Below are 24,130 nucleotides of genomic sequence, written 5' to 3' on the forward strand. Positions count from 1 at the left end.
AGCCGAGAGCCTGATCCCTTGACCGCCGGCTAGAACAGGTCGTGGGCGGGCCAGACGGAGACGGATCGGTAGACGTCCCACATCATCGCGTCCAGGTCGACGTTGTTGCCGTTGGCCGCGGCGGCCCAGCAGAACTCGTTCGCGGTGCGCACGATGACGGCCTCGGTGCCCGGGATGTAGCGGCCGGTGTGCCACCAGTTGCCGAGGCTGTTGACGTACCAGCCGAGCCCGTACGTCGGGCTGGCCGCCGACGGGGTGGTCATGGTGCTGATCGTGTCGCGGCGCAGCAGGTCACCGACAGTGGGGAAGCCGTCGGCGCGCACCGCGAACCGTACGACGTCCACCGGCGAGCCCAGCCAGCCGCCGTGCGCGTCCGTGCGCCGCACCGGGAGGGCGTACGGGTCGCCGGAGCCGTAGTAGACGACCTCGTCGGGCCGCCGCTCGGCGAGGGTGTCGGCGGCGAGGTGCATGTTGCCGATCCCGCTGGGCCCGAACACGTTCTGCCGGACGTGGTCGGCGTAGGACAGCCCGCTCACCTGCTCGATGATCCGTCCGAGCAGGCAGTAGCCGAAGTTCGAGTACACGTGCCTGGTGCCCGGCGTGAACTGCAGCGGCCGTTTGTCCAGCACCCATGTGATCAGTTGAGTCTGGTTCATCGTCGGGTTGGTGAACATCGGGTCGGTGCCGTCGTTGGGCCAGCCTCCTGCGGTGTGCTCCAGCAGGTGCCTGACCGTGATCGACCGCAGGTCCGCGCTGTACGGCTGGGTGCCGTACCGCGTGCCCAGAATGGCGCCGGTCCCGAGGACGCGCTGGTCGAGCGCCAGGCGGCCGGACTCGACGAGCCGCATGACCGCGACCGCCGTGATCGGCTTGGAGACGCTGGCCACCCGCATGACGTGCCGTTCGGTGAGCCGTTCGCCGGTGTCCCGCCTGGCCAGGCCGTACCCCTTGGCGAAGACCAGCGCGCCGCGGCGCGCGATGGCCAGCGAGATGCCGGCCACGCCCGAACCGGTCAGGTGGCGGTTGACGGCGGCGTCCACGCGGGAGAAGTCGTTCGCGGTCTGGCTCACCCAGATCGCGGCGAAGCGCGGCAGGCCGTACCCGCTCACCTTGACCGGCCGGTAGCCACGGCGCAGATGATCGTCCACGGCGGCCTGATAGGCGGCCGAGTCGAGGCCGTGCCTCGCCGACCAGGCGGGCCCGTCGCCGTGTTCGAAGATCGCCGCGAACAACTCCGTACTGCCCACCATGTACCCGCTGACGTGAACCGGACGGAAGCCCCGGTTCGTCAGGTTGGTGAACTCGGCCTGGTACTGGGCGGCGGTGAGGTTGTGCCGCCCCACCCAGTCGGGCCCTGCCGTCTGCTCCCAGATCGCGGCGAACCGCGCCTGCCCGCCGACCTGGTACCCGTCCACGAGCACGAGCCGGTAACCGAGGCCGAGCAGGCGGTCGAACTCGGCCTGGTACTCGGCCGAGGTGAGGTTGTGCCGGGCCACCCAGGGCGGACCGCCGGTCTGCTCCCAGATGGCCGCGAAGTGCGCCTGCCCGCCGACCTCGTACCCGCTCACCACGACCGGGCGATATCCCAGGCCGGTGACGCGGGTGAACTCCGCCTGGTACTGCGCCGAGGTGAGCCCGTGCTTGGCGATCAGCGGCGGGCCGGGCGCCTGCTCCCAGATCCCTGCGTACCTGGCCTGGCCGCCGACCGTGTACCCGTCGACGTGCGTGGGGCGGTAGCCCAGCCCTGCCAGCCGGTCCCATTCCGCCTGGAACTGGTCGGCGGTCAGGTTGTGCCGCGCCACCCACCCGAACGGCCCCGCCACCGCGGTCCGTACCTCGCGACCCAGCCCCGCCAGGTCGAGCCCGAGCAGCGCGCCGAGCCCGGCGGCCGCGTGCAGGACATCGCGCCGGCTGTACGGCACGAACGGAAACGTCATGGTCAAACCCCCCCAAAGCTGTTGGACGATCCAACGATGAGGTCGGCGACCGGAGCGGGCCTGAGTAGCCCCGTACTCAATCGGAGATGCCGCTTGGGACGGCAACTGCCCCACGAACGACCTGCCTCACCCGCCTCGGCGAGGGCCCGGTGGTCGAACCTCCTGTTCACGACATTGGGAGCGCGACGCCCGTACTGCTCCGTGTCAGCGGTGATCGCGGTCAGCCGGTCACGGTGAGGACGAGCTTGCCGCGCGTACGGCCGGCCTCGCCCCGGGTGTGGGCCGCGCCGGCCTGCTCCAGCGGGAAGGTCTCCTCCACCTCGACGGCCACCTGACCGTCGTCGATCAGGCCGGCGATCGTGGTCAGCGCGGGGCCGTCCGGCTCCACCAGGAACGGAGTGGCGCGCACGCCGGCCGCCTCGGCGGCCTCGGCCAGCTCGGGGGAGACACCGCCGGGGACGGCGACCAGCAGGCCACCGGGACGCAGGACCTCGATCGAACGGGTGCCGGTCCGGTCCTGCCCGTCGCCCACCAGGTCGACGACGACGTCCACGTCCTTGACGGCCTGCTCGAAGGGGGAGGCCGTGTAGTCGATGACCTCCTCGGCGCCGAGCTCCCTGAGCCAGGGGTGGCGGGCGGCGCTCGCGGTGGCGATCACGTGGGCGCCCAGGTGCCGGGCGAACTGGACCGCGAAGTGGCCCACCCCGCCGGCCGCGGCCGTGATCAGGACCCGCTGCCCGGCCTGTACGCGGGCGGTGTCGACCAGGGCCTGCCAGGCGGTCAGCGCCGCCAGCGGCACGGCGGCCGCGTGCACGTGGTCAAGGGTGGCCGGCTTGCGGGCCCACTGGCGGGCCGGCGCGGTCACGTACTCGGCGTACGCGCCGGCGGCCCGCGGGAACCAGGGCATGGCGTACACCTCGTCCCCGGGCACGAGCGTGGTGACGCCGAAGCCGACCTCCTCGACGACGCCGGAGACATCCCATCCCAGAATGAGCGGGAACGTCTGCAGCCCGGCCATGCCGTGGCCCACGCGGGTCTTCCAGTCCACCGGGTTGACCCCGGCGGCGTGCACCCGTACCAGCACCTCGGTCGGCAGCGGCTCGGGGCGCGCGACGTCCTCCACGGTCAGCACGTCCGGCCCGCCGAACTCCTTGATGGTGACAGCTCGCATCATGTCGTCTCACCTTTCCTCTGCCGGGACGCTGCTCACGGCCCCGGCAGAAGCAACAGTGCCGGGAACGCATGGAGGCGCGTGAGTGGCCGGAAAGCCAGCTACCGTACCATTCCAGCCATGCCGCATCGTGTCGCCGTGCTCGCCCTCGACGGAGTCCTGCCGCTGGACCTGGGCATCCCGGCCCGGGTCTTCAACGAGGCCTGCGAACCCGACGGGACCCGCCTCTACTCCGTCACCACCTGCTCACTCGGCGGCCGGCCGGTACGCACGCACGAGGACTACCGGATCGTCGTCGACCACGACGAGTCGGCGCTGGAGCACGCGGAAACCGTCGTCCTCGCCACCCAGGAGCCCGGCGAGCGGCTGCTCGCGACCGGCGCGCTCCCCGAGGAGGTCGCCGCGGCGCTGGCCAGGATCGGGCCGCGCACCCGCATCGTCAGCCTGTGCACCTCCGCCTTCCTGCTCGCGGCGGCCGGTCTGCTGAACGGCCGCAGGGCCACCACGCACTGGGCGCTGTGCGACGCGCTGGCGCGGCTGTTCCCCGAGGTCGAGGTCGATCCGGACGTTTTGTTCGTCGACAACGGACGCATCCTGACCTCCGCGGGCGGCGCGGCCGGCATCGACCTGTGCCTGCACCTGGTCCGCCTCGACCACGGCGCGGCGGTGGCCTCGGCCGCCGCGCGGCGCTGCGTGGTGGCGCCGTGGCGCGAGGGCGGGCAGGCGCAGTTCATCGAGCACCCGGTCCCGCAGGACACCGACCGCTCCACCTCGGCGACCCGGCAGTGGGCGCTGGACCGGCTGGCCGAGCCGATCACGCTGGAGGACATGGCCCGGCACGCGCACATGAGCGTACGCACCTTCACCCGGCGCTTCCGCGGCGAGGTGGGCAGCAGCCCGCTGAAGTGGCTGGCGCAGCGGCGGCTGGCGCACGCACGGCTGCTGCTGGAGTCCACCGACCTGCCCGTCGCCCGGATCGCCACCGTTTGCGGCTTCGGCGACCCGGTCGCGCTTCGGAAGCACTTCTACACGTACGTGGGCCTGTCACCCCTGGCCTACCGCCGCGCCCACCACGCACCGGAGCCGATGACGACACGTTGACCCTGTACAGTCATCGGCTCTCGCCTGCTGTGAGCCGGCCTGCTACAGCCGGTAGGCGTCGTTGACGTCCACCGGGGCCGCGCCCGCGGCAGTACCTCCGCCGGGGATGTGGATCGTGCCGCCCACCGCGACGGCCGCGGTCCCGTGCCGGGGCACCGGCATCGGCGCCAGGCGCACCCAGCGGTCGCGCGCCGTGTCGTACGCCTCCGCCTCGGCGAAGACCGTGTTCGGGTTCGTCCCGTCGTGCCGACCCTCGCCCCCGAACGTGTAGATCCTGCCGCCCACGGCCGCGGCGGCGATCCCGCCCCTGGCCGTCGGCATCGGCGCCCGCTCCGACCAGCGGCGCGAGCGCAGGTCGAGCGCGTACACGGTGTCGCGCACGTTGACCTGCCCCCGGTCGCGACCACCGAGCACGTAGAAGGTCGAGCCGACGACGGCCCCGCCGACGTGGTCGCGCGCCTGCGGCAGGCTCGGCAGGCTCTCCCACCGGCCGGTCACGACGTCGTACGACGACACGAGGTCCACCGTGTCCTGCAGCCCGCCGGGTCCTGGCGTCAGCGTGCGCATGCCGCCCGCGAGATAGATCTTCGTCCCGCGTACGCCCATCGCGGCGCTGCCCCGCTCCAGCCCGGCGGGCATCGGCGGCAACGACGTCCAGCGGCCGGTACGCGGGTCGTACACGAAACTGTCCCGCAACGCCTGCCACGACGCGCCCCCGGACAGCCCGCCGAGCACGTAGATCCGGCCGCCGACGGTCGCCACGTTGGGATGGTTCATCGCGACGGGCAGTGGGGCCGCCTCCGACCAGGTGTCGTGCCGCGTGTCGTACACCTCCACCCGCCCGGTGGTCACGACGCCCCCGGCCGGCTCAGGGACGATGCCGCCGAGCATGAAGACCCGGTGACCAAGGGCGGCCACGCTGTGCTCCTGCCGAGGCCCGCCACCGATCGCCGCCCGCCGCGACCACCCCTTCCCGTAGACCGGATCGGCCGGCGCGGTCGTCGCGGTGGGCGTCGGGTGGCTGGGGTGCGCGTACGCGGGCGAACTGGGGCTCGCCGTCGCCAGGACGGCCCCGATGAGCAGGGCGATACCACGTCTCATGATTCTCCTTGCTTGGTCAGTTCATCAGGGCACGAGCACGAGCTTCCCCGTGACCGCCCCGCCTTCGACGACCTCGTGCGCCTTGGCCACCTCCGCCAGCGGCAGCACCTGATCGACGTGCACGGTGAGCCGCCCTTCCCCGACGAGCGCCGTCAGCCGGGCAAGATCGGGAGCGGACGAATGCACGACAAGGACGGCATGCCGGATACCGAGCCCGGCGACCAGCTCCGGCGTGACCCCGGTGTCCTGCGGATAGGCGCTGACCAGCAGCCCGCCGGGCCGGATGACGCGGGCGGAGCGGTTCCCGTACTCGCCGCCGACCAGGTCGAGCACTACATCGACGGGCTCGATCTCGGTGAAGTCGCGGGCTCGATAGTCGACCGGCTCGTCCACACCGAGGCGGCGCAGCAGCTCATGTTTCCCCGCGCTCGCCGTGGCGACGACATGAGCACCCCGAGCCTTGGCGATCTGCACAGCGAGGTGTCCGACACCGCCGGCGGCACGATGCACCAGCACCCGCTGCCCTGCCTCGACCCGGGCCAGACCGACGAGACCCTGCCAGGCGGTGAGACCGGCCATCGGCAGACCCGCCGCCTGCTCGACACTCAGCCCCTCGGGCCTGGTCACGATCTCGTTGACCGACGCGAGCACGTACTCGGCATAAGTGTTGCCCGCGCCCGGCATGGCGAGCAGACCGAGCACCTCGTCGCCTTCGGAGAACGCGGACACGCCGGGGCCGACGGCCTCGACGACGCCGGCGACGTCCCAGCCGAGCGTGAACGGCGGCTCGCCGAGCAGCGGCAGGGCGCCCGATCGTACGTGCACGTCGACCGGATTGACGCCGATCGCGCCGGTCGCGATGAGCACCTGCCCGAAGCCCGGCTCCGGCCGGTCGGCCTCGGCGAGTTCGAGCACGTCCGGCCCGCCGAGCGCGCGCTGAATGATGACACGCATGAGGAGCCCTCCTGGTAGGGATAGCGGAATTCCCGTTCACGCTGGCCCGAAGTGCGCCCGCCGACCAGGGCTGAGCCGACCCTAGGGTTGCCACCCCCTGGCTACGCCCCGCCGCCAGGGGTCACCATGGAAGGGTGAACCTCCGCGAACTGGCCGCGTTCCTGAAGACCCGCCGCGCCCGCGTCCGGCCGTCTGATGTCGGCCTGCCCACCGGCCCCCGGCGCCGCGTGCCCGGGCTGCGCCGCGAGGAGGTCGCCCAGCTCGCGAGCCTGTCGGCGGACTACTACACCGAGCTGGAACGTGGCCGCGGCGCCCAACCGTCGGCCCAGACCCTGGCCGCGCTCGCCCGCGCGCTCCGGCTGGAGGGCGACGAACGCGACCACCTCTTCCACCTCGCGGGCCGCCCCGTCCCGGCGACACACGGCCCGACCGCCCACGTCCAGCCGGCCATGCTCGCCATGCTCGACCGGCTCGCCACCACCCCCGCCATGATCATCACCGACCTGCACGAAACCCTGGCCCAGAACGACCTGGCCGCCGCCCTGATCGGCCGCCACCCGATGAGAACCGGCCCGCAGGCCAGCTACGTCTACCGCTGGTTCACCGACCCCGCAGCCCGCACGCTCTACCCGCAGGACGAGCACCCGCACCACTCTCGGGTCTTCGTCTCCGACCTGCGCGCGGTCGCCGCCCGCCGTGGCCGCGACGCCCACGTCCTGCGGCTGGTGGCCACGCTGCGGCGGCGCAGCACCGAGTTCGCGGGCCTGTGGGACGACCACACGGTGGCGCTACGCCGCGCCGACCACAAGCGCCTGGTCCACCCGACACTGGGCATCATCGAGGTCGACTGCCACAGCCTGTTCAGCGAGGACGGCCGCCAGCGCCTGCTCTGGTTCACCGCGCCGGCCGGCAGCCGGGGAGCGGCCCAACTGGAGCTGCTGTCCGTCATCGGCACCCAGGACATGAGCCTCGACGCCTCGGACGTGACACAGGCGAGCTTCAGAGGGTCGGACTAGGCGACGATCACAAAGACACCCATGAACGGTGGCCCTGGTGAGACGAGACGCCACACCACCCCAGTGAGATCCCGGAACCACCTCTCTTCGAAATTCTCTATATTTCCGTACCGTGACTCCACGGGAATCTCTTCGAAGTCCCCGCTCTTGATCGCGGCGCTGAGCCATTCCTGGAAGCGAGCGAACTCATCCGGACTACGAAATCCCTGAATCTGGTCATAGTGTTCGGTCATGTTTCCTCATGGGAACTCGCCACGGTTCACGATCCAGCTCGGGTCTACCTTCTGGGTGATGAGTACTCGACTGCCACCGCCGGCCGGGCCGCCGTCAGCGAGAAAGCCACTTGATCACGAGATGTCTGGGCACTGACAGCGCGTGAGTGGCAGACGAGAGTGAGTTGGTCACTCCTGCCGGGGGCCGACATGCGCGGCAGATTATGCCGAGTTGGTCGATCGATGCTGAAGTGATCGGCTTTGCTTCTACGCTGAGGGCGGCTGCCAACAGGCGGGAGGCGATCGTGGAAATGACGCCGCCGGGCACCGGCCCGCTCTCCCCTGACTACAGCGGGCTCGATCCCGAGCGCATGGACGCGTTCATCACGACGTTCAAGACCGGTGGCGACCGGGTCGGCGAGGCGGCCGGGGCGTTGCGCCGGCTGCTGGAGCAGGCGCGGCTGCCCGCGGCGGAGCTGCAGCCGCTCGCCGCCACGCTGTTGTGGCTGGACACGAAGCTGCCGGAGCTGCGCCGCCGGGCCCAGACCGCCAGGGCGGCGAACGCGTTGACGCCGTGGCGGACCGGCCTGCTGCCGTTCGACGAGAGCAAGCTCATGTCGCAGAGCGAGGCCAGGAAGAAGGGGGCGGAGCTGGCCGACCGGTTCCGGGACGCGAGGTCGCGTTTCGGAACGTTCGGGGAGCGGCCCAACGACGCCGAGCTCGGCGCGCTCATCGCCGAGCTGGACGCGCACCGCGACGACCCGGATTTCACCGCGGCGTTCTTCGCCCGGCTGGGCGTGGAGGGGACGCTCAACATTGCCGGCAAGCTGCGGCAGGGCATGCGGGACCCGGAGAAGGCGATCGACGTGGTGAGCCGCGCTTTCGGCACCGCGATCCGCGGCGGGGACGTCGTCACGCGCGCGGGCCGCGAGGACTCCGCTGTCTTCACCGGTACGGACGTGCCGGGCTTCGCCAGGCTCAAGGACGAACTGACCAGGGAGCCGCCCGAGCCCGGGCATCGTGCGCTGGGCTGGCTGCTGCGGGCGGGGGACTTTCCGTCCGAATGGCTGGCCAAGGTGGTGAAGGCGCACGCGCTGACACCAGAGGCCGGGCTGCAGGGCAAGGAGATGGAGGGGTATCTCGACGCGCTCGGCAACAATCCCGCCGCCGCTCGGCTGGCTCTGGGCGCGGTGCGCAAGGACGGCGTGCCGCTCGCGGAGCTGCTGCGGGACCTCTTCCGGCGGACCCGGACGTCCGTGTCCGCCGGCCCTGAGGCGGCGGACGCCTTCGGGCGGATGCTCGCGGCCGCGGCGGGGGCTTATGACGAGAAGGACGGGGCGCACTCGCCGGAGTCGGCGAAGTTCGCCTTCGACCTCATGCGGGCGCTGCCGGGTCTCGCCAATCCCACCCCGGAGGAACGGCGGCGCGGGATCTGGCCGGTGGAAATAGACGACTCGACCAGGAAACATCTGGCGGAGATCGCCGGCGCTTACGCGACGGAGGTGACGGAGGGGGCGAATCTGGGCGACTCGAATCGTACGCAGGGGAGTGCTTTCGGGCCGGTGAAGACGGTGGTGCCGGGGTTGAAGCCCGCCTTTCGGTTGTCGCCGGAGGAGACGTACGCGTTCATGAAGCTGTTCGCGAACTCCCCGGCCACTGTGGCGCCGTTCGAGGAGGGCATGGGCCGGTTGACCGACCGGCTCATGGCCGCGGCGGCCGAGGCGGACGGCAAGGGAAGCATCGACCACCTGGAACGGGCGATGAGGGCGCTCGGTTACACGGCGGGCATGCAGTTCGCCGCCGAACGAGCCGTGCAAGGCTCGCTTGACAAGAAGGACGAGGAATTTCGCGAGCAGCGAGCCGCCAAGCTCGGCTTCTTCACGAACATGGCGGGGATCTCCGTACCGTTGCAGGGGCAACCGTTGTGGATCCTGGTGAGCACGATCGCGGGATCCGCGATCAATGGTCTGGACAAGGTCGACAAGACGCGACTGGACCTTCTCGACGACAAGACGCGACTGGCCGCGCTGGTGAGAGGGCGCTGGCTGATCGACACGCTGATGGCCCATGGGTTCAAACCGGAGGTGTCGGCGGCCGACGAACGGTTCAACGTGCCGCCGATTGTGGACGAGAACGGCCGGCTGCTGCCCTTCGAGAAAATCGCGCAGAGCAAGGAAGCGCTCCGGAACCTCAACAACTGGCTGATCGCGAACGGATCCGGCCTAACGGACGAGACCCGCGTCGGCGAGGCGACAGAGAGGTTGGACGTGGCGTTCCGCGGTGCACGCGACAAGTCGATGCTCGCCGCCGCGGATTTCGATTGACCACTACCTGGCCGGAAGGCACTCCGTCTCGCCTCTCACCACCATCGAGCCTTTGTCCGGTGCGCTCAGAACGATACGGAGGTGGAGATCCTTGTTCGTGGCTTCCTGGTAGGTGTCGCTGGAATTCGAGCTGGTCAGGTCGTATTCGGCGACCTTGCCCAGGGAGCCGATCATCGCCAGGAGGGTCAGATTCGAATCTCCGGAATAGAAGGAGTCCCTGGCCTTGGCCGCATACGTTCGTTTGACCTTGCCTTCAGCGCAGGGAACATCCTTGCCGCCCGGGTCCGTGACCTTGAGGTCCTTGCCCAGAGCGCCGTCCAGCGTCCGAGTGACGTGGTCCTTGAGCGTCACAGCCGCCTCAGCAGCCGTGGGCACCTTCGGCTCCTCGTTCCCCCCACACCCGGCCAGCACGAAAAGCCCGATCAGGGGCGCCGAAAGCACGCGCCATGCCGGATTCATCATTGATTTCCTCCGAACGCAGGCCAGCCTCCGGACAAGTCTCATAATGTTCGATAGCTCCCTGCAAGCCATTCAATCGAATCCCTCTAGGAAACCGATGGCTCCGGTACCCAATCCGCGCCATGCGGAGTTGCAGCACCTCATCGCCCAGGCCAGGGCGCACGTGGACCGACTGGAGACGGCACTCGACCCGGCCTGCAAACAGTTCGCGGGCCAGGCCATCTGGGTCGGCCGCACCGCCCAGAACTTCGCCAGAGAACTGACCGGGCATCGCACCCGGGTCAGAGCGGTGGCACAAGCCGTTCTTGCGACTCTGGAAGAAGAGATGCGCCGCACCCCACCCGAGGGACCGCCGAGCTAAGTGGCCATCACCGCCGAAACTCGAAGCGCGGATCGAGGCTAGCCGTCGGCATCGTCCACCGTCGCAATGACGAAAACATCGCCGTTCGGAGCATGGGAAAGACAGTCGATATCACTGTCCACCCTGTATCCAAACGGGATTTTCTTCCCCCATTTCTCATACCCGCCCCCCAGAGCTACCGACGCCCCCTGCAAGACATCGCCGACGCCCGGGACAGTCACACCGCGTTTCCCATCGAACCGCGCCGGGCTCGTCCCCTTCGGCCAAACCAGCCCGACAAGCGTCGAGCCGGTCGTCATCAGCTCCAAACACCTGCTCTCGGCGTTGTATCTCAGCTCACCTTTCGTAGCGACGAGGAAGTCGAGCGTTGAGCTACGGACGACGATCTTCGGATCGCGACCAACCACCCGCAGGTAGTCAACGCCGTCGTTCACGACGTCGGACGGCTGCTCAACCGGCGGCACCGGGGCCGATACACGGTCGTCCGGCGAAGAGCAGGCGGCCAGCGGGATCAGCAGCGCCAACACAGCCGTGCCGAAAGTCCGGGGATGGTCGCGTAACCGTCTCATGGGCGCATCCAACCATCAGCAGGCGGGCGAGTGAACCGGTCTGGCGCCGAGGCGTGCCGGATGCGGTGCGCTACTGACACCAGGCTTAGCGATGCCCGCGCCGATCCACGGCCCCCGGCCATCGCGGCTCGCCTCCCGCCCACCGCCAGGGCACAAGCTCGTCTCCCTTCCATGCCGATTAACATGCTATATATTGATTATAAGTAGCGTTAACTTAAATCATCAGAGGAGCGCCGGCATGGAGTTCACCGTTCTGGCAGGGCTCGGCGGGATCGGGTTCGTGCTCATCGGAGTCGTCATCAACGCCATCTACCTCCGCTCCGGCCTCCCCCTCCCGACCTCGGGCAAGGGCCTGGACGCGACCGTCGACTCGTACGCCGGCCTCACGGACGCCCTGAAGAGACCGTCGGTGCTCGTACCGCTGACCTGGCTGTGCCTCACGCTCTTCGCCGCCGGACTCCTCTTGGTGCTCTGGCGCGGAAACGGAGATCAGAGCGCGTGGGCACTGGTGGGATTCGCCGGAGTGCTGCTGCAGAACGCGACGTTCACCTGCATCGAGGCACTGCGGTTCGGCATGGCCACCGCCGCCCGCCACGGACGTGGCGAGACGGCGGGCCTCTGGGGGATGAGCAACGTGCTGTTCGGCTTCAACCAGGCATTCCTCGCCATGGCCCTGCTCGGCTTCACCACCGCCGGGGTCAGCGGCGGCATCGTCCCCGTCTGGCAGGCGGCCCTGGGATATGTCAGCGCCGCCCTGCTCATGCTGTCCGCGCTCGCCGCCCCGTACAACGTTGAGGGTGGCAACCGTCTCGGACTCGCCGGGCTGATCGGCTGGCTGGGCTGGATCACCTGGATCGTCGCCTACAGCGTCTCCCTGCTGCTGCGATAGCGTCACTCAGCATGAGCGCAGAGGGGACCCGTCGTCGCTACGACTCGCTGCGCCGTACGGCGCAGGCGATGGAGACCCGCGCCGAGATCGCCCAGGCCGCGCGCCGGCTCTTCGTCGCGCGCGGGTGGACGGCGACGACCGTACGCGACGTCGCCCGCGAGGCGGGCGTCTCAGTGCCGACGGTCTACTCGGTGTACGGCAACAAGGCCGGCCTGACCCGGGCACTGGCGGACGCCGCCGGCCTGTCCGCCGACCCCGCGCGTCAACTCGCCGAACTGGAGGCCCCGGGAGCGACTCCCGAACGGCAGCTCGCCGCGATGGCGGCCTTCGACCGACGGCTGTTCGAAGACGCCGGAGACATCATCGTCCCGCTACGCGAAGCCGCCCGTACGGAACCCGAACTGGCCACCCTCTACCGCGACAGCCGCGCCCGTGCCGCCGAGACCCGCGTGGCGGTGTTCTCGTCATGGCCAACCGGCACCCTCCGCCCGGGCCTGGACGTGCCGACCGCCGCCGACATCTACGCGGCGATGTGCAGCATCGACGTCTACACCACCCTCACCACCGAACGCGGCTGGCCCCCGGACCGCGTCGAACACTGGTGGGCCGAAGCGCTGCCCCGCGAACTCCTCCGCTGACCACTGATCCCCGAAGACCGGTTTGACGGGGCTTGACTCAAGGAGGCCCCACCATCATGATCACATTGAATCGAACTCACGTTCCCATTATGCACCTCCAGGAGGACACGTGCGCTCACCGAACCGCGGCGCCCGCTCATCAGCAACGCGCCGCCTGCTCGCCCTCAGCGGCGCCTTAGCCGTGGCGGCCGGCCTGCTCACCGCACTCGCACCGGCCGCCTCAGCCGCCGACTCCACGACCGACCTCGGTACGTTCGCCACCGCCGGAAGCGGCGCCGTAGCCGCAGGCGGTGGCAAGGTCTTCGTCTCCGCGAGCAGCAGGATCATCGTCACGGACACCCAGGGCGTGGTCTCCGGCAGCATCACCGGCCTGTCCGGCGCGGCCGGCCTGGCCCTCAGCGCGGACGGCACCCGCCTGTACGCCGCGCTGGGCGGTTCGCACCAGGTGGCCGAAGTCGACACCGCCGATCTCAGCATTGTCCGGCGCATCGACCTGACCGCCTACTCGTGCCCGGTGAACCTGTCGCTCTCCGGCAGCCGGTTGTGGGTCGGCCACGGCTGCTACCGCGAGACCGGAGGCGGCGTCGTCGGTCTCGACCTGTCGGCGCCGACGCCGATGCCCGTCCCCATCGACGCCGGTACGTTCGACGCACCCCGGGTCGCCGCCGCAGGGGACACGCTGGTGGTGGCCAACACCACCACCGAGTCGTCCGACCTGCTGGTGTACGACGTCAGCGGCACCCCCGCCACCCTGCGCGGCGCAATCGCGAGCCACCCGAACGACCAGAATCTCCCGAACGACCTCGCCATAACACCCGACGGTTCAACCGTCATCTCCGTGGACGCCGACACCCACCAACTCGGCGCCTGGGACACCACCAGCCTGGCCAAGGTCCGGGATTACGCCACGGAAGCGGCAGACTCCCCGGTATCCGTCGCGATCAGCCCGGACGGCGCCCACGTCGTAGGCGGCTGGAAGAGCGCATTCACCCTGTACGGCGCTTCCACGGCGACGACGCTGCACCACACCACCTCACCGGCGGCCAATTCCCTCGGAAGTCTCGCCTTCTCCGGGGCCGACGTCTTCGGCGTGTTGAGGGGAAACAGTGACAAGCGGCTCCGGCTGTGGCGGCTGCACGGGGTGACCCTCCCACCGTCCAAGCTGACCTTGACGGGGCCGTCCAGGGCGACAGCGTACGAGGAGTTCACCCTGCCGGGACGCCTCACGCTGAGCGATGGTTCGGCCCCTGGCGTACAGACGCTCACCGTGACCCGAAGGGCGCCTCTGAGCGGCAGTCCTGTGACACCACTTCCGGATGTGACGACGGCGGCGGATGGCACGTTCACCATCACAGACACACAGCCGCCCACCAAAGTCACGTATGAGGTGCGCTGGAACGGCAGCTCGGATCATCGATGGAGCAAGGCGCAACAGACCATTGCCTTTGTCTTGCCCTCTTCGTCACTGACCCTGTCCGGCCCGTCAGAAGGGTCCGTCGGCGAACAACTCCAGTTCAGTGGCGTACTGAAGGCCGGCGACCGGGTTTTCCCGCCGACCACCACGCTCAAGGTGCATCGCGCGCTCGCCCGCGCCGACCTGACCCAGCTGTTCGAGCTGACGCCCGCTCCTGACGGGTCTTTCAGCTTCACCGACACCCCCACCGGGCCAGGCGAATACACCTACGCCGTCGCATGGGAAGGCGACGACTCCCATCGGGGAACCCGGGTCTACCACGACGTCACGGTCCTGGAGCAGCAGGAATAGCGCGGAGTGTGAGGGGCGGCGGGTGGCCGGGGTGCTCAGGCAGCACCGCGCCACCTGCCGCATCACGTACGACGGCCTGCCCGGTCCAGCCCTCGAACGGCTGAGCCGATACGGTCGGGTCGCTCACCAGAACGCCGCTTCGACCAGCGGGACGCCCGATGCGCAGAAAGGCCGCGCCATGACCATCGTGACCGCAGACCTCTACGACGAGCGAGGCGAGCAGCTCGACTCCTGCGACCTCCAGCTCTCCCAGTACGGCAGCCGCCGCGCCTTCTCCGGCACGGTCACGACCGTCCGCTGCCATGAGGACAACGTCCTGCTCAAATCGGCTCTGGAGGAGTCCGGCGAGGGACGCGTCCTGGTGGTCGACGGCGGCGGCTCCCTCCACACCGCCCTCATGGGCGACGTCATCGCGGGCCTCGCCGTCACCAACGGCTGGGCGGGTGTGATCATCAACGGCGCGGTACGAGACGTCGCCGCCCTACGCGAACTGGACCTGGGCATCAAGGCACTGGGCTCCAACCCCCGCAAGAGCAGCAAAACGGGAGCCGGCGAACGCGACGTCCCCGTCACTTTCGGCGGCGCCACCTTCCATCCCGGAGCCGAGCTGTTCAGCGACGACGACGGCATCCTCGTGACCCGCGCCTGACCCGGCTGACAGAGGAAATTCATGACCCACGTGCTGCTCACCGGATTCGAGCCCTTCGACGGCTCCGGCGTCAACCCGTCGTGGCAGGCGGTGCAACGCGTCGCAACCACCCCGCCGGACGGATTATCGATCACGACGGCGATGCTGCCGGTGGTCTTCCACGACGCCATCGCCCAGCTGCGCGCGGCCGTCGAGGAGTCCGGCGCCGACGTCGTCATCTGCGTCGGCCAGGCGGGCGGAAGGCCGGGCATCTCGGTTGAACGCATAGCCATCAACCTCGACGACGCCCGCATCCCCGACAACAAGGGCGTACAGCCCGTGGACGAGCCCGTCGTCGCGGACGGCCCGGCGGCGTACTTCTCCACCCTCCCGGTGAAGGCGTGCGTGGCCGCCGTCCGCGAGGCCGGCCTGCCGGCGTCCGTCTCGCACACGGCGGGCACGTTCGTCTGCAACCACGTCTTCTACGGCCTGATGCACCTCATCGCCTCCGGCCGGCCGGGGGTGCGCGGAGGCTTCGTCCACGTCCCGTACCTACCTGAACAGGTCCCGGACGGCGACAAGCCGTCGATGCCCGTCGAGTCGATCGCGGCGGCCCTGACCGCGATCGTGTCCGCGGCGGCCACCACGACATCAGACCTGAAGCAGACCGGCGGCTCCCTCCACTGACCCAGGCTCCGTCCGGGTTGAGATGTCCAGAGGCCGGCCACCTCCAGCTCGACGCGAGCGGGGCGCCCGAGCAGGACGTTCACCCCGGCGTCCTCGGCTGGTTACCTCGGCCCCAGGACTACGGAGTGGAGTCGCCAGTGCTCCTCCCGGGCCTGGTGTCGTCGTCATCAGTGGCCGGGTGCTCACTGACCTGCTCGCCTTCGGAGTCGTCCTCGGCGAGACCATCAGATGGGGACTCGTCCGCGGGCTCGAAGAAGGCTTCCAGCGGCCCAGGCGGGGCGGACGACTCGAACGGCGGGCTCCAGGCGGCGGTCGCCTCAGGGTCCTCAGCGGAGCTGGTCTCAGGACGAGGATGGTCCGCACCGGATGGGGCGCTGTCCTGTTTATCGAGGGCGATGACGTTGTCGAGCGCTTCGAGAAGTTGCCGCGTCCACGGGTTCTCCTCCCCGGCAGCCCCGGCGGGGAGGGGAGCCGGAGCCGGGGGCATGGGTTCGACGTATTCGGGGGTGGCCAGGTGCGTCCGCCGGGACCTGGCTACGAGCACCGCGAGCCCGGCCAGCAGCGCGACCAGGAGCACCACAGCCGAGGTGACCGTCGTCGTGGCGGACAAGCCCCACTGATGACTGGACGCCGCGGTGTTGACGTGCGCGGGGACTGCACTGGAAGCCGTGGTGCTGGACGCCGGCGGCGAGGCAGCGGCACCCTCGTCGGCTTCAACCTCCGGCGTGGTCACCGTGTTCTTGTCGGCTGCCACCTCCGGCGCGGGCGAAGTAGAAGCGTCGTCTGTCGCTGCTGAAGTGGAAGTGGCGGACGGTTCGGCTTCGTCGGTTGCCGCAGCGGCCGGTGAGTCCGATGCCGTGGCGGTGTCCACGGGGGAGGGAGCCTCCTCGGAGGCTGTGGCGGTCTCTGTTGGCGATGGCGAGTCGGATGCCGTAGGAGTGGGCGAGGCCGACTCGGATGCCGTGGGGGTGGGCGAAGGCGACTCGGCTGTGGTCGTGGGGGTGGCTGTGGGGGACTCGGAAATCGTGGGTGTGGGGGAGGCCGAATCCGACGTCGTGGAGGTCGGGGTGGACGACGGCGTCTCGGTGGACGTCGGTGCGTCCGAAGTAGGTTGCGGCGTAGTCGTGGTGGCAGGCCCGCCCGACGTTGAGGTGGGAGTGGCCTCTGGCGTCTCGGACGGTGGCGTGCTTTCGGACGGCGGCGAGTCGTCCGAGCCATTCGTCGGCCCTGGCGCGGGCTGGGTCACCCCGGCCGACGGATCGGCACCTCCTTGGTGGTGATGCGAGCCGCCCTGATGGGAACCGTTCGGGTTCCCGTCGCTCTGACTGTTGCTGTCGCGATCCGGGGCCGGCGAGGTGCCCGGCTCCTCCGGAAAGCCCTGCCCGAACTCTTGAGAATTCGGGCCCTTCCCGTGCGGGCTCTGGTAGCTGCCTTGAGTGTCCTGGGAGTCGTCCGCATCGCTACGCGGCCCACCATGAGGTCCGCCCGCCGGCGGGCCCGCGTGGTCCTCATGGTCCTGCGAATCGGCGATCTCCACATCATCCTGATCGCCGGGAGGCCAGTGGCCCTGCTGATCCTTGGCAACGTGCGGACTGGAGTTCGCCACGGAGGTTGGCCCGGAAGCCTGCGCATGGGGCGTAAGGGCGCCAGGTTCTGCCTCAGCAGTCTGATACCACGAGGTCAAGAAAAAGGCCGAGTCGATGAACTTCTGGATATCTGGCGTCATGGAAGCGGGGGACCTCCCTGGACGAGGCCGGATTCAACCATGCAGACCATGACAAAAGTGACGATGAAGGACTGATGGGTCTAAACCGGGAGCCTGTGGGTGCAGCGAGCGTACCTGATGTCCCTGCAGGTCAAGCGCTCCACAAGGCATGATCGACGGCACTGCCGGGAGCGAAGCCCAAGCAGGAGAAGCGCTGTCGTAACTCAGCCACCGCGAATAACAAAAAAAGATCTACCAAAGTCCGCCTCCGGGCGAGAGCAGGACTCCCTTGATCGAGACCGCATCCCCAGGCGAGGTCGCTCAACCGGAGCCTCTTCCCTGTCAACGCGTCAGAGTAGCTCTACCCAGTCACTTCGGGGGCGCCCATCCAGCTCTCGGCCAGCTTTAAAGTGCACACTCCGGCCGGTAAGGTCAACATCTTCGCCGCACCTACTAAGATTCACTACTGCAGCCGCAGGAAAGAAAATGCCGTTAGGGAATTGTGTGTTCGCCACGAAACCGTAGGTTCCTTTCCACGAAATCACCTGGCCCGCCTGCAGACTTTCATTGTCATTTGTCTCGCCATCGTCCGGAACCGTGGATTGGTAATAGCGGATCAACTCTTCCGCTTCGCTCCTAATCAGTGGATTGCTGGCGCGGAGGAGCCGGCGTAGGCATCCCGGGAGCCTTCAACTCTCGGCCGACATCTGTAGGAAGAACTTCGCGATGGCGATTAAGAACATCGTAGGCCTCGCGCATGTCAACATAAAAAACTAATGGTTGTGTTATCTCGGCAACTGCGTCGCTTTCTCGACGCAGATTTGCGCTGGTAAAACTGGTCCCGAGAGCAATTTCATCATCCTGATGATCGAGCACGTATCTGGTAAGAATCGCGCGCATATCTGACTCGAAAGCATCCAGTAAGATATAGAGCCTTGATCGAGTCATGCGAGCATGGTTCAACATCTGATCGCCTCCCAGGAACAGTGCGACGGGACTGGTGACTAATCGCTACCAACCTATACACGATGGTCATACTAGGGCCACTCTGTCAATAGAAGTATGGACTCTGTTGTTACGTTCCATTGGAACTGATGTCCGCTTCAACGAGAGGGGGGCAAATGCTATTCGGCTGTCCTGATACTTTTTTTGGGACGGCCGGAAATGATCGGCGGGATAATCGCTCAGAGCTGAGGCGTTCTCCGAAGCCGCAGGGGACGTACTGGGCATTTTGCCGTCTCGAGCTGCTGCATGGGACAGAAGCTCGGTGACCGTGATAAAGGCGACGGCGAGGTCGGCGGGGGCATGGTAGCCGTTCTGTCTCAACCAGGGGCAGGACTACCTGGCTCGCGGGGACGCCGCCGCGGTGTCATGGCTGTCTGCCTTTACTAAGGGGAGTCGATCAAAGTGTCGAGCACGGTTCCCCTTGTCAAGCAGCAGATTCCTTGTCCAGAAGCGGGCAGAGTTGGGTGACGTAGTTGCGGCTGGCATCGATCATGATGACCGCCAGCGGGATACCGGTGGCGTGGTTGATCAGGTGGTGCTTGGTTCCGTCCGCCCGCGATCGACCAGCGACGGCCGGTCTGCGACCCCCTTCAACGCCCTGATCTACGTGGTCCACTGCCGCCCGCGAGAAGTCGAGCACGTCCACGGTCCATAGCCGATCCAACAGCACCTTGTGCAGGCGCTGGCACGCGCCGGAGGCGTCTCACCCGTTCAGCCGCTGCTAGCCTTCGTCGAGGCGTTGCGGGCGTTCGGGGGCGCCGGGTGAGGTGCTGACGGACAACGGCAAGCAGTTCACCGCGCGGTTCGGTCATGGCGGGGAGGTGTTGTTCGACCGGATCTGCCGGGACAACGCCATTGTGCATCGGCTGACGCAGCCGCGTTCACCGACGACGACGGGCAAGGTGGAGCGTTTCCACCAGACGATGCGCCGCGAGCTGCTGGATGACGCCGGCCCGTTCGAGGACCTGGCAGCCTTCCAAGCAGCACTCGATGCGTGGGTGGAGCATTACAACACTGTCCGGCCGCATCAGAGCCTGGACATGGCGGTTCCCGCTGACCGGTTCAGTCCGGTGGGTGCTGCGGAGCGGGAGCTGCTGCCGCTGCGCCTGCCGCGATCCTGATCGCCGCGCCGGATCCGGCTCCTGCTGCCGACGCCGCTGCTGCAACGTCCAGGCGAAAGAGCAGCGACGAGGACATGCCGGTGGCCGGGCGGTCGACGAGTACGGCGGTGTCGTAGTCGGGTGGGCCGGTCGAGTTCGAGCGGGTGGTGCCGGCCAGCGGCAATCTGGGGGTGGCGGGCAAGCAGTTCTGGCTGGGGCCGGCCCGCGCTGGTCAGGTGCTCACGTTCTGGGCGGATGTGAACGTGATCCATCTGCTGGTGGGCGGGGTGCGGTTGAAGAGCCTGCGTTCGCATCTGTCGACCAGTGATCTGGCCCGGTTGTTCGCCGATGGTGGCCGGTCGGCGGGGCCGTCGCCGCTGCCGCAGGCGGAGAACGACGCGGTGGTGGAGGTGGAGCGGACGGTGACCAAGTCCGGCATGGTCAGCCTGGCCGGCCGGTATCTGCTGGCTGCGGAGATTCTGGGCGGGCGCCGGGTCACCGTCTGGATCGAGGAGAACACGCTGATGTTCCTCGATCCGGAGTCCCGGCAGCTGCTGCGGGTCCGGCCGAACCCGCTGATCTGGGCCAAGCGCTGCCCCGTGGTACGCGTCCGAGAGCACTCGTGCATCTGTGCGCAGCCGATGTACGAGCTGTGCACTGCGGCGGGTCTGTGCTTCGTCCGGCGCTTGTCTGGTAAGGGCCACAAGACCGTGATGGAGAGTCCGTGGGTGTCGGCTCAGGCCGGGCGGCGGTTGTGGTTGCAGATCATGCAGGGTCAGGCTCGTTGATCTGCTGCCCCGGTGACCTGTTCGTCGTAGGCGCCGGCGGTCTCATCCGGTGGAGCCTGGCCGGTGCGAACTCGGCAATCGAAGGCGAGCCCACTGTTGGCGTAGAGATCGGCCAGTGTCTCATCCCAGGCGTTCAGGGGGTGCAGTGTGTCGGTGTCGCCGCGTTGCCGCGAGCGGTGTCCGCAGGCATCGCGGGGTATCCACGGAGGATGGGCGTAGTGATCTACTGTGGCGCGACTATGGAGCCCTTGCCGGGCTTAGTCGTGATCAGTTCCCGGTTCCTGAGGTCCTCCATCGCCTTTCGTACGGTCACACGGGCGACGTCGAACTCCTCCTGAAGTTTCACCTCGGAGATCAAGGTGAGCGGCGGATAGGTGCCGTCGTCGATGCGTTCTGCGACGACGTTCGCTATCTGCTCCCACTTGTAGAGCCTGGGGTCCCACTCGATCACAGGACGACCATACGTGTTAGTGGACTTTCCGACATAGAACAGGCATGGCTAAGAAGTCTATAGACAGGGTAGGACAGGTTAAGTTAGGTTGAGCGGCATGGCGTTGGTGGGCGCCAGTCCACAGCTCCTCTGGGTGAGGCTTGTGCGGTGCGCTCCAGGCCGCCGCCCAGGGGAGCGCACGAAGCGACTGAGGATGGCTCCTCGCTCACCAACGCCTGTTCATCGATAGCGATCGCCGCGGGGCGCCGTGGGTGCGACGTCGGGGATCGTTCGTCAGGAAAGAGGGTGAATTCCTGTGGTGGACGATGACGGTTTCCACAGCACGCACCCCGCTCCGCCGGGTCCGGACGCGGCGCCTGTGCGGTGGAGGCTGGTCAAGCGGCGTCCGGATCCGGCCCGGGTCCGGGGATACACCTGCGAATGCCTGTCGCTGGTCTTCGAGGACTGTCGGGCCGGCGGGCTGGGGTTCATCCGGCGGTACGACTGGTCCGTCGACCCGTGCGTCATCACCGAAAGCCCACGAGTGAAGGTCGGCGAGGCCGAAACGCTGTGGCGCCAGGTCATCAGCGGGCAAGTGAGGTAAGCCGTCGCCACCGCTCCAGGCGGTCGCCGAAAACTGCCCGTACCCCTGGCACCAGAAGAGAAGCACTGTCCGGAAATACCGGCCTGCCCGCACAAGGCGGACAGGCAGAAGGAGGAACACTTCGATGCGTACGAGCACCAAGCAGAACGACCAGTCGGCCCTCGACCTCATCACCCACTCCCCGGACGGGGAATCGCGCGGAACCCCCTTCCGGGCCGGCGACTTCTTCCCCATGTCCCCGACCGAGCACATCCTGTCGGCCGCCGGCACCCCGGCCGGCGAAGCACGCCCGTGGGGTCTGCGTCACCTCGTCGCGCCGACACCCGTCGCCGCCGGTAACCACGGGGGCGGCCGCAGCAACGAGACCAGTGAGACCAGCAGCGACGGGACCGCCCCCAGCGAGGAGCAGGTCAAGGACTGACATGACGCACACCGTCCTGATCATCACCGACGACGCCGACACCGCGGCCGAACGCGTCGCAGCCGAGCTGGCCGGCCGCGGGGTCCCCGTCGTCACTCTGGACACCGCCGACTTCCCGGCGCACGTCTCGATGACGGCTCACATCGAGACGGGTCGCCGCGGTTGGTCGGGCGTCGTCGGTACGGTACGCGGCGAGCTCGACCTGGCCGGCGTGGGCGCGATCTACACCAGGCGCCCGACCCAGTTCCGGATGGACGAGCGGATGTCGTCCCCGGAGCGCGCCTTCGCCTATGGGGAAGCGCGTTACGGGTTCGGCGGCGTGCTGGCCGCGTTGCGGCAGAGCGGCTGCCTGTGGGTCAATGATCCGATGGCCGCGATGCGGGCCGAGTACAAGCCGATCCAGCTCGTCACGGCCGCTCGCGTCGGGCTGAACGTACCGAAGACGATCATCACCAACGATCCTCAGCGGGCGCACGCGTGGGCGAAGGAGCTCGGTAAGCCGTTCGTCTACAAGGCGGTCGGTGGCATCTGGCATGCGGACGAGGGCCAGGTGCGGATCATCTACACCAAGCCCCTGGATGACCCTGATGAGCTGCTCGATCCGGCTCTGGCTCGTACCGCGCAACTGTTCCAGGAGTGGGTCGACAAGGCGTACGAGGTGCGGGCGCTCGTGATCGGCGCCCAGGTGCTCGCGGTGCGCATCGACAGCGCCAGCGAGCAGGGCACGATCGACTGGCGCAGCGATTACGACTCCCTCACGTACGAGCGCGTCGACCTTCCCGACGAGATCAGCGATCGGCTGGTGGAGCTGCACGAACGGCTGAATCTGGTGTACGGCGCCGCCGACCTGATCTGCGACCCGCAGGGCCGCTACCACTTCCTGGAGACCAACCAGAGCGGGGAGTGGGGCTGGCTCAACCAGAAGGCGGGCCTGCCCGTGCCGGAGGCGCTGGCTGACGTGCTGCAACTGGGCCCGGCATGGGCACGGTGATGCCCCCGGACGGTCTCACGTTCGACGACCTGATCGCGAAACTGGTCGCCCACCTGCGCAATCGAGGCTCGCTGACGGAGGCGAGGTGGGAGGAGGCGCTTCGTGCGGTGCCCAGGCACCTGTTCGCGCCTGCTGCGGCATGGTTCACCTCGAATCATGCCGGCGCGCCGCGGGGCAGGTTCGCCCTCGGCGAGGATCCGGTGGGCTGGTGGACGGCGGTGTACGCCGACACGTCCATCATCCTGCAGACCGACGACGGGGCCGGCGACCCGCTCAGCGGGAAGGGACTTTTCTCGTCGTCGGTCTCGGCCCCCGGCATCCTGTTTCCCTTCCTGGAGCTGCTGGCTCCGCAGATGGGTGATCGCATCCTGGAGATCGGGACGGGCTCCGGGTGGACGGCAGGTCTGCTGTCGTGGGCTGCCGGAGCGAACGGGGTCGTCTCCATCGAGGTCGATCCCGAGGTGGCGACTCGGGCCGCGGCCAATCTCGGCGAGGTCGGGTGCGCCGCTCAGCTGGTGGTCGGTGACGGAACCAAAGGCTGGGCCGAGCGGGCGCCGTTCGATCGGGTGCATGTGACCGTGGGTGTGTCCGACATCCCGATGGCCTGGATCGAGCAGACCAGGCCGGGCGGTGTCATCGTGCTGCCCTGGCACGCCGGCGGGCTGGTCGGGCACCAACTGCGCCTGGAGGTGCTGGACGAGACCACGGCGGTCGGTCGCTTCCACGGGACGGCCAGCTACATGATGCTGCGCGAGCAGCGCTTCAACACCCGATGGAACGGTCACCATCACGAGGCGGCACACCGCTCCACGACGAAGGTCCACCCTCGGATCTTCTGGAACATGGACCTGGGGGCGCTACTGCTGTGCCAGGCGCTGGTTCCTCGGGTCGGCTGGTACGACGTCTGCGAGGATGGTGAGGACTCGCTGCTGCTGTACGAGCTGGACGACCACACTGGCGAAGGTTCATGGGCGGCCTGCGATCGAAAGCCTGGAGCGGCCGAGGGGGAGGTGACGCAGTACGGTGAGCGGCGGCTTTGGGATGAGTTGTCGTCCGCCTATCGGGAGTGGGTCTCGCTCGGAAGGCCCGGCTACGACCGGTTCGGGCTGACAGTCGATCCGGACGGCACCCACCTGTGGCTTGATCGTCCCAGCGCCCGGAAGTGGCGGGTGCGGACCTGACGAGCATCGAGGCCCGCGCGGCTGACCAGTAAGGCGACTGGCTCCGGTAACCGGGCAGGCCACCCGCTCCTGGGCTGAGTGGCCGGTGACGTT

Annotated in this window: 25 protein-coding genes and 2 pseudogenes; 16 read left to right on the forward strand and 11 right to left on the reverse strand. The window is 68.4% G+C overall.

Features of this window, described 5'->3' with window-relative positions; translation table 11 throughout:
- Positions 1-29: 29 nt before the first annotated feature.
- A complete protein-coding gene (locus AB0C28_RS42565; protein ID WP_357852757.1) occupies positions 30-1,937 on the reverse strand; it encodes a serine hydrolase in 1,908 nt (635 codons plus the stop codon).
- 220 nt (positions 1,938-2,157) lie between these two features.
- Positions 2,158-3,111 carry an NADP-dependent oxidoreductase gene (locus tag AB0C28_RS42570; protein WP_358081345.1) on the reverse strand — a complete coding sequence of 318 codons (954 nt, stop codon included), beginning with the start codon at positions 3,109-3,111 and terminating at the stop codon, positions 2,158-2,160.
- Positions 3,112-3,228: 117 nt separating this feature from the next.
- On the opposite strand from AB0C28_RS42570, the gene AB0C28_RS42575 reads away from it, so the two are divergent.
- On the forward strand, positions 3,229-4,209 hold the full coding sequence (locus AB0C28_RS42575) for a helix-turn-helix domain-containing protein (RefSeq protein ID WP_358081347.1): 981 nt from the start codon (positions 3,229-3,231) through the stop codon (positions 4,207-4,209).
- A gap of 42 nt (positions 4,210-4,251) precedes the next feature.
- On the opposite strand, the gene AB0C28_RS42580 is transcribed toward AB0C28_RS42575, so the two are convergent.
- Both AB0C28_RS42580 and AB0C28_RS42585 read right to left on the reverse strand, forming a co-directional pair.
- Positions 4,252-5,310 (reverse strand): kelch repeat-containing protein, encoded by a 1,059-nt coding sequence (locus AB0C28_RS42580; protein WP_358081349.1) that lies wholly within the window; start codon positions 5,308-5,310, stop codon positions 4,252-4,254.
- Positions 5,311-5,334: 24 nt separating this feature from the next.
- Entirely contained in the window at positions 5,335-6,264 is a 930-nt protein-coding gene (locus tag AB0C28_RS42585) for an NADP-dependent oxidoreductase (protein WP_357852746.1), read from the reverse strand.
- Between the two features lie 134 nt (positions 6,265-6,398).
- On the opposite strand from AB0C28_RS42585, the gene AB0C28_RS42590 reads away from it, so the two are divergent.
- Entirely contained in the window at positions 6,399-7,280 is an 882-nt protein-coding gene (locus tag AB0C28_RS42590; RefSeq protein WP_358081353.1) for a helix-turn-helix transcriptional regulator, read from the forward strand.
- Here AB0C28_RS42590 and AB0C28_RS42595 read toward each other — a convergent pair.
- Positions 7,277-7,513, reverse strand: coding sequence for a hypothetical protein (locus AB0C28_RS42595; RefSeq protein ID WP_358081356.1), 237 nt, complete (start codon positions 7,511-7,513; stop codon positions 7,277-7,279). The two genes, AB0C28_RS42590 and AB0C28_RS42595, sit on opposite strands and share 4 nt — an antisense overlap.
- Before the next feature lie 290 nt (positions 7,514-7,803).
- On the opposite strand from AB0C28_RS42595, the gene AB0C28_RS42600 reads away from it, so the two are divergent.
- Positions 7,804-9,816 carry a DUF6571 family protein gene (locus AB0C28_RS42600; protein ID WP_358081508.1) on the forward strand — a complete coding sequence of 671 codons (2,013 nt, stop codon included), beginning with the start codon at positions 7,804-7,806 and terminating at the stop codon, positions 9,814-9,816.
- Between the two features lie 3 nt (positions 9,817-9,819).
- On the opposite strand, the gene AB0C28_RS42605 is transcribed toward AB0C28_RS42600, so the two are convergent.
- The gene (locus tag AB0C28_RS42605; RefSeq protein WP_358081358.1) at positions 9,820-10,278 is read right to left on the reverse strand and encodes a hypothetical protein; all 459 of its coding nucleotides are present in this window, start codon (positions 10,276-10,278) and stop codon (positions 9,820-9,822) included.
- 94 nt (positions 10,279-10,372) lie between these two features.
- Here AB0C28_RS42605 and AB0C28_RS42610 point away from each other — a divergent pair, with 94 nt between their 5' ends.
- The gene (locus tag AB0C28_RS42610; protein WP_358081361.1) at positions 10,373-10,636 is read left to right on the forward strand and encodes a hypothetical protein; all 264 of its coding nucleotides are present in this window, start codon (positions 10,373-10,375) and stop codon (positions 10,634-10,636) included.
- Positions 10,637-10,674: 38 nt separating this feature from the next.
- On the opposite strand, the gene AB0C28_RS42615 is transcribed toward AB0C28_RS42610, so the two are convergent.
- Entirely contained in the window at positions 10,675-11,205 is a 531-nt protein-coding gene (locus tag AB0C28_RS42615; protein ID WP_358081363.1) for a hypothetical protein, read from the reverse strand.
- Between the two features lie 238 nt (positions 11,206-11,443).
- On the opposite strand from AB0C28_RS42615, the gene AB0C28_RS42620 reads away from it, so the two are divergent.
- The 5 genes from AB0C28_RS42620 (at position 11,444) to pcp (ending at position 15,812) form a co-directional block, all read left to right on the forward strand.
- Positions 11,444-12,094, forward strand: a complete 651-nt coding sequence (locus tag AB0C28_RS42620; RefSeq protein WP_358081366.1) for a hypothetical protein — start codon at positions 11,444-11,446, stop codon at positions 12,092-12,094.
- An 11-nt stretch (positions 12,095-12,105) separates the two neighbouring features.
- The gene (locus AB0C28_RS42625; protein WP_358081369.1) at positions 12,106-12,732 is read left to right on the forward strand and encodes a helix-turn-helix domain-containing protein; all 627 of its coding nucleotides are present in this window, start codon (positions 12,106-12,108) and stop codon (positions 12,730-12,732) included.
- Between the two features lie 109 nt (positions 12,733-12,841).
- Entirely contained in the window at positions 12,842-14,497 is a 1,656-nt protein-coding gene (locus AB0C28_RS42630) for a hypothetical protein (RefSeq protein WP_358081372.1), read from the forward strand.
- A gap of 178 nt (positions 14,498-14,675) precedes the next feature.
- Positions 14,676-15,146, forward strand: a complete 471-nt coding sequence (rraA, locus tag AB0C28_RS42635) for a ribonuclease E activity regulator RraA (protein WP_358081511.1) — start codon at positions 14,676-14,678, stop codon at positions 15,144-15,146.
- 21 nt (positions 15,147-15,167) lie between these two features.
- Positions 15,168-15,812: a pyroglutamyl-peptidase I gene (gene pcp, locus AB0C28_RS42640; protein ID WP_358081374.1), complete on the forward strand. Its 645-nt coding sequence runs from the start codon at positions 15,168-15,170 to the stop codon at positions 15,810-15,812.
- Between the two features lie 118 nt (positions 15,813-15,930).
- Here the strand turns inward: pcp and AB0C28_RS42645 are convergent, their stop codons facing one another.
- A complete protein-coding gene (locus AB0C28_RS42645) occupies positions 15,931-16,422 on the reverse strand; it encodes a hypothetical protein (protein ID WP_358081377.1) in 492 nt (163 codons plus the stop codon).
- A gap of 58 nt (positions 16,423-16,480) precedes the next feature.
- Between AB0C28_RS42645 and AB0C28_RS42650 the strand changes: the two genes are divergently transcribed.
- Entirely contained in the window at positions 16,481-17,092 is a 612-nt protein-coding gene (locus AB0C28_RS42650) for a hypothetical protein (protein ID WP_358081380.1), read from the forward strand.
- A 1,061-nt stretch (positions 17,093-18,153) separates the two neighbouring features.
- Here AB0C28_RS42650 and AB0C28_RS42655 read toward each other — a convergent pair.
- On the reverse strand, positions 18,154-18,465 hold the full coding sequence (locus tag AB0C28_RS42655) for a hypothetical protein (RefSeq protein WP_358081383.1): 312 nt from the start codon (positions 18,463-18,465) through the stop codon (positions 18,154-18,156).
- Between the two features lie 499 nt (positions 18,466-18,964).
- Positions 18,965-19,069: pseudogene (locus AB0C28_RS42660) on the reverse strand (IS5/IS1182 family transposase); the annotation flags it as partial.
- A gap of 199 nt (positions 19,070-19,268) precedes the next feature.
- On the opposite strand from AB0C28_RS42660, the pseudogene AB0C28_RS42665 reads away from it, so the two are divergent.
- Positions 19,269-19,577, forward strand: a pseudogene (locus AB0C28_RS42665) (integrase core domain-containing protein); the annotation flags it as partial.
- Positions 19,578-19,786: 209 nt separating this feature from the next.
- Positions 19,787-20,410 carry a hypothetical protein gene (locus AB0C28_RS42670; protein WP_358081385.1) on the forward strand — a complete coding sequence of 208 codons (624 nt, stop codon included), beginning with the start codon at positions 19,787-19,789 and terminating at the stop codon, positions 20,408-20,410.
- Positions 20,411-20,633: 223 nt separating this feature from the next.
- Here the strand turns inward: AB0C28_RS42670 and AB0C28_RS42675 are convergent, their stop codons facing one another.
- The gene (locus tag AB0C28_RS42675; RefSeq protein WP_357852706.1) at positions 20,634-20,861 is read right to left on the reverse strand and encodes a winged helix-turn-helix domain-containing protein; all 228 of its coding nucleotides are present in this window, start codon (positions 20,859-20,861) and stop codon (positions 20,634-20,636) included.
- 295 nt (positions 20,862-21,156) lie between these two features.
- On the opposite strand from AB0C28_RS42675, the gene AB0C28_RS42680 reads away from it, so the two are divergent.
- From AB0C28_RS42680 to AB0C28_RS42695, 4 genes are all read left to right on the forward strand, one after another.
- Positions 21,157-21,444, forward strand: a complete 288-nt coding sequence (locus tag AB0C28_RS42680) for a hypothetical protein (RefSeq protein WP_357852703.1) — start codon at positions 21,157-21,159, stop codon at positions 21,442-21,444.
- Between the two features lie 124 nt (positions 21,445-21,568).
- Positions 21,569-21,865 (forward strand): hypothetical protein, encoded by a 297-nt coding sequence (locus AB0C28_RS42685; protein WP_358081387.1) that lies wholly within the window; start codon positions 21,569-21,571, stop codon positions 21,863-21,865.
- Between the two features lies 1 nt (position 21,866).
- Positions 21,867-22,856 carry an ATP-grasp ribosomal peptide maturase gene (tgmB, locus tag AB0C28_RS42690; protein WP_358081390.1) on the forward strand — a complete coding sequence of 330 codons (990 nt, stop codon included), beginning with the start codon at positions 21,867-21,869 and terminating at the stop codon, positions 22,854-22,856.
- Positions 22,856-24,037, forward strand: a complete 1,182-nt coding sequence (locus AB0C28_RS42695) for a protein-L-isoaspartate(D-aspartate) O-methyltransferase (protein WP_358081393.1) — start codon at positions 22,856-22,858, stop codon at positions 24,035-24,037. Before tgmB ends, AB0C28_RS42695 begins: the two co-directional genes overlap by 1 nt.
- Positions 24,038-24,130: the final 93 nt, after the last annotated feature.

The sequence above is a fragment of the Nonomuraea sp. NPDC048892 genome (assembly GCF_040649735.1).
GTDB lineage: Bacteria > Actinomycetota > Actinomycetes > Streptosporangiales > Streptosporangiaceae > Nonomuraea > Nonomuraea maheshkhaliensis.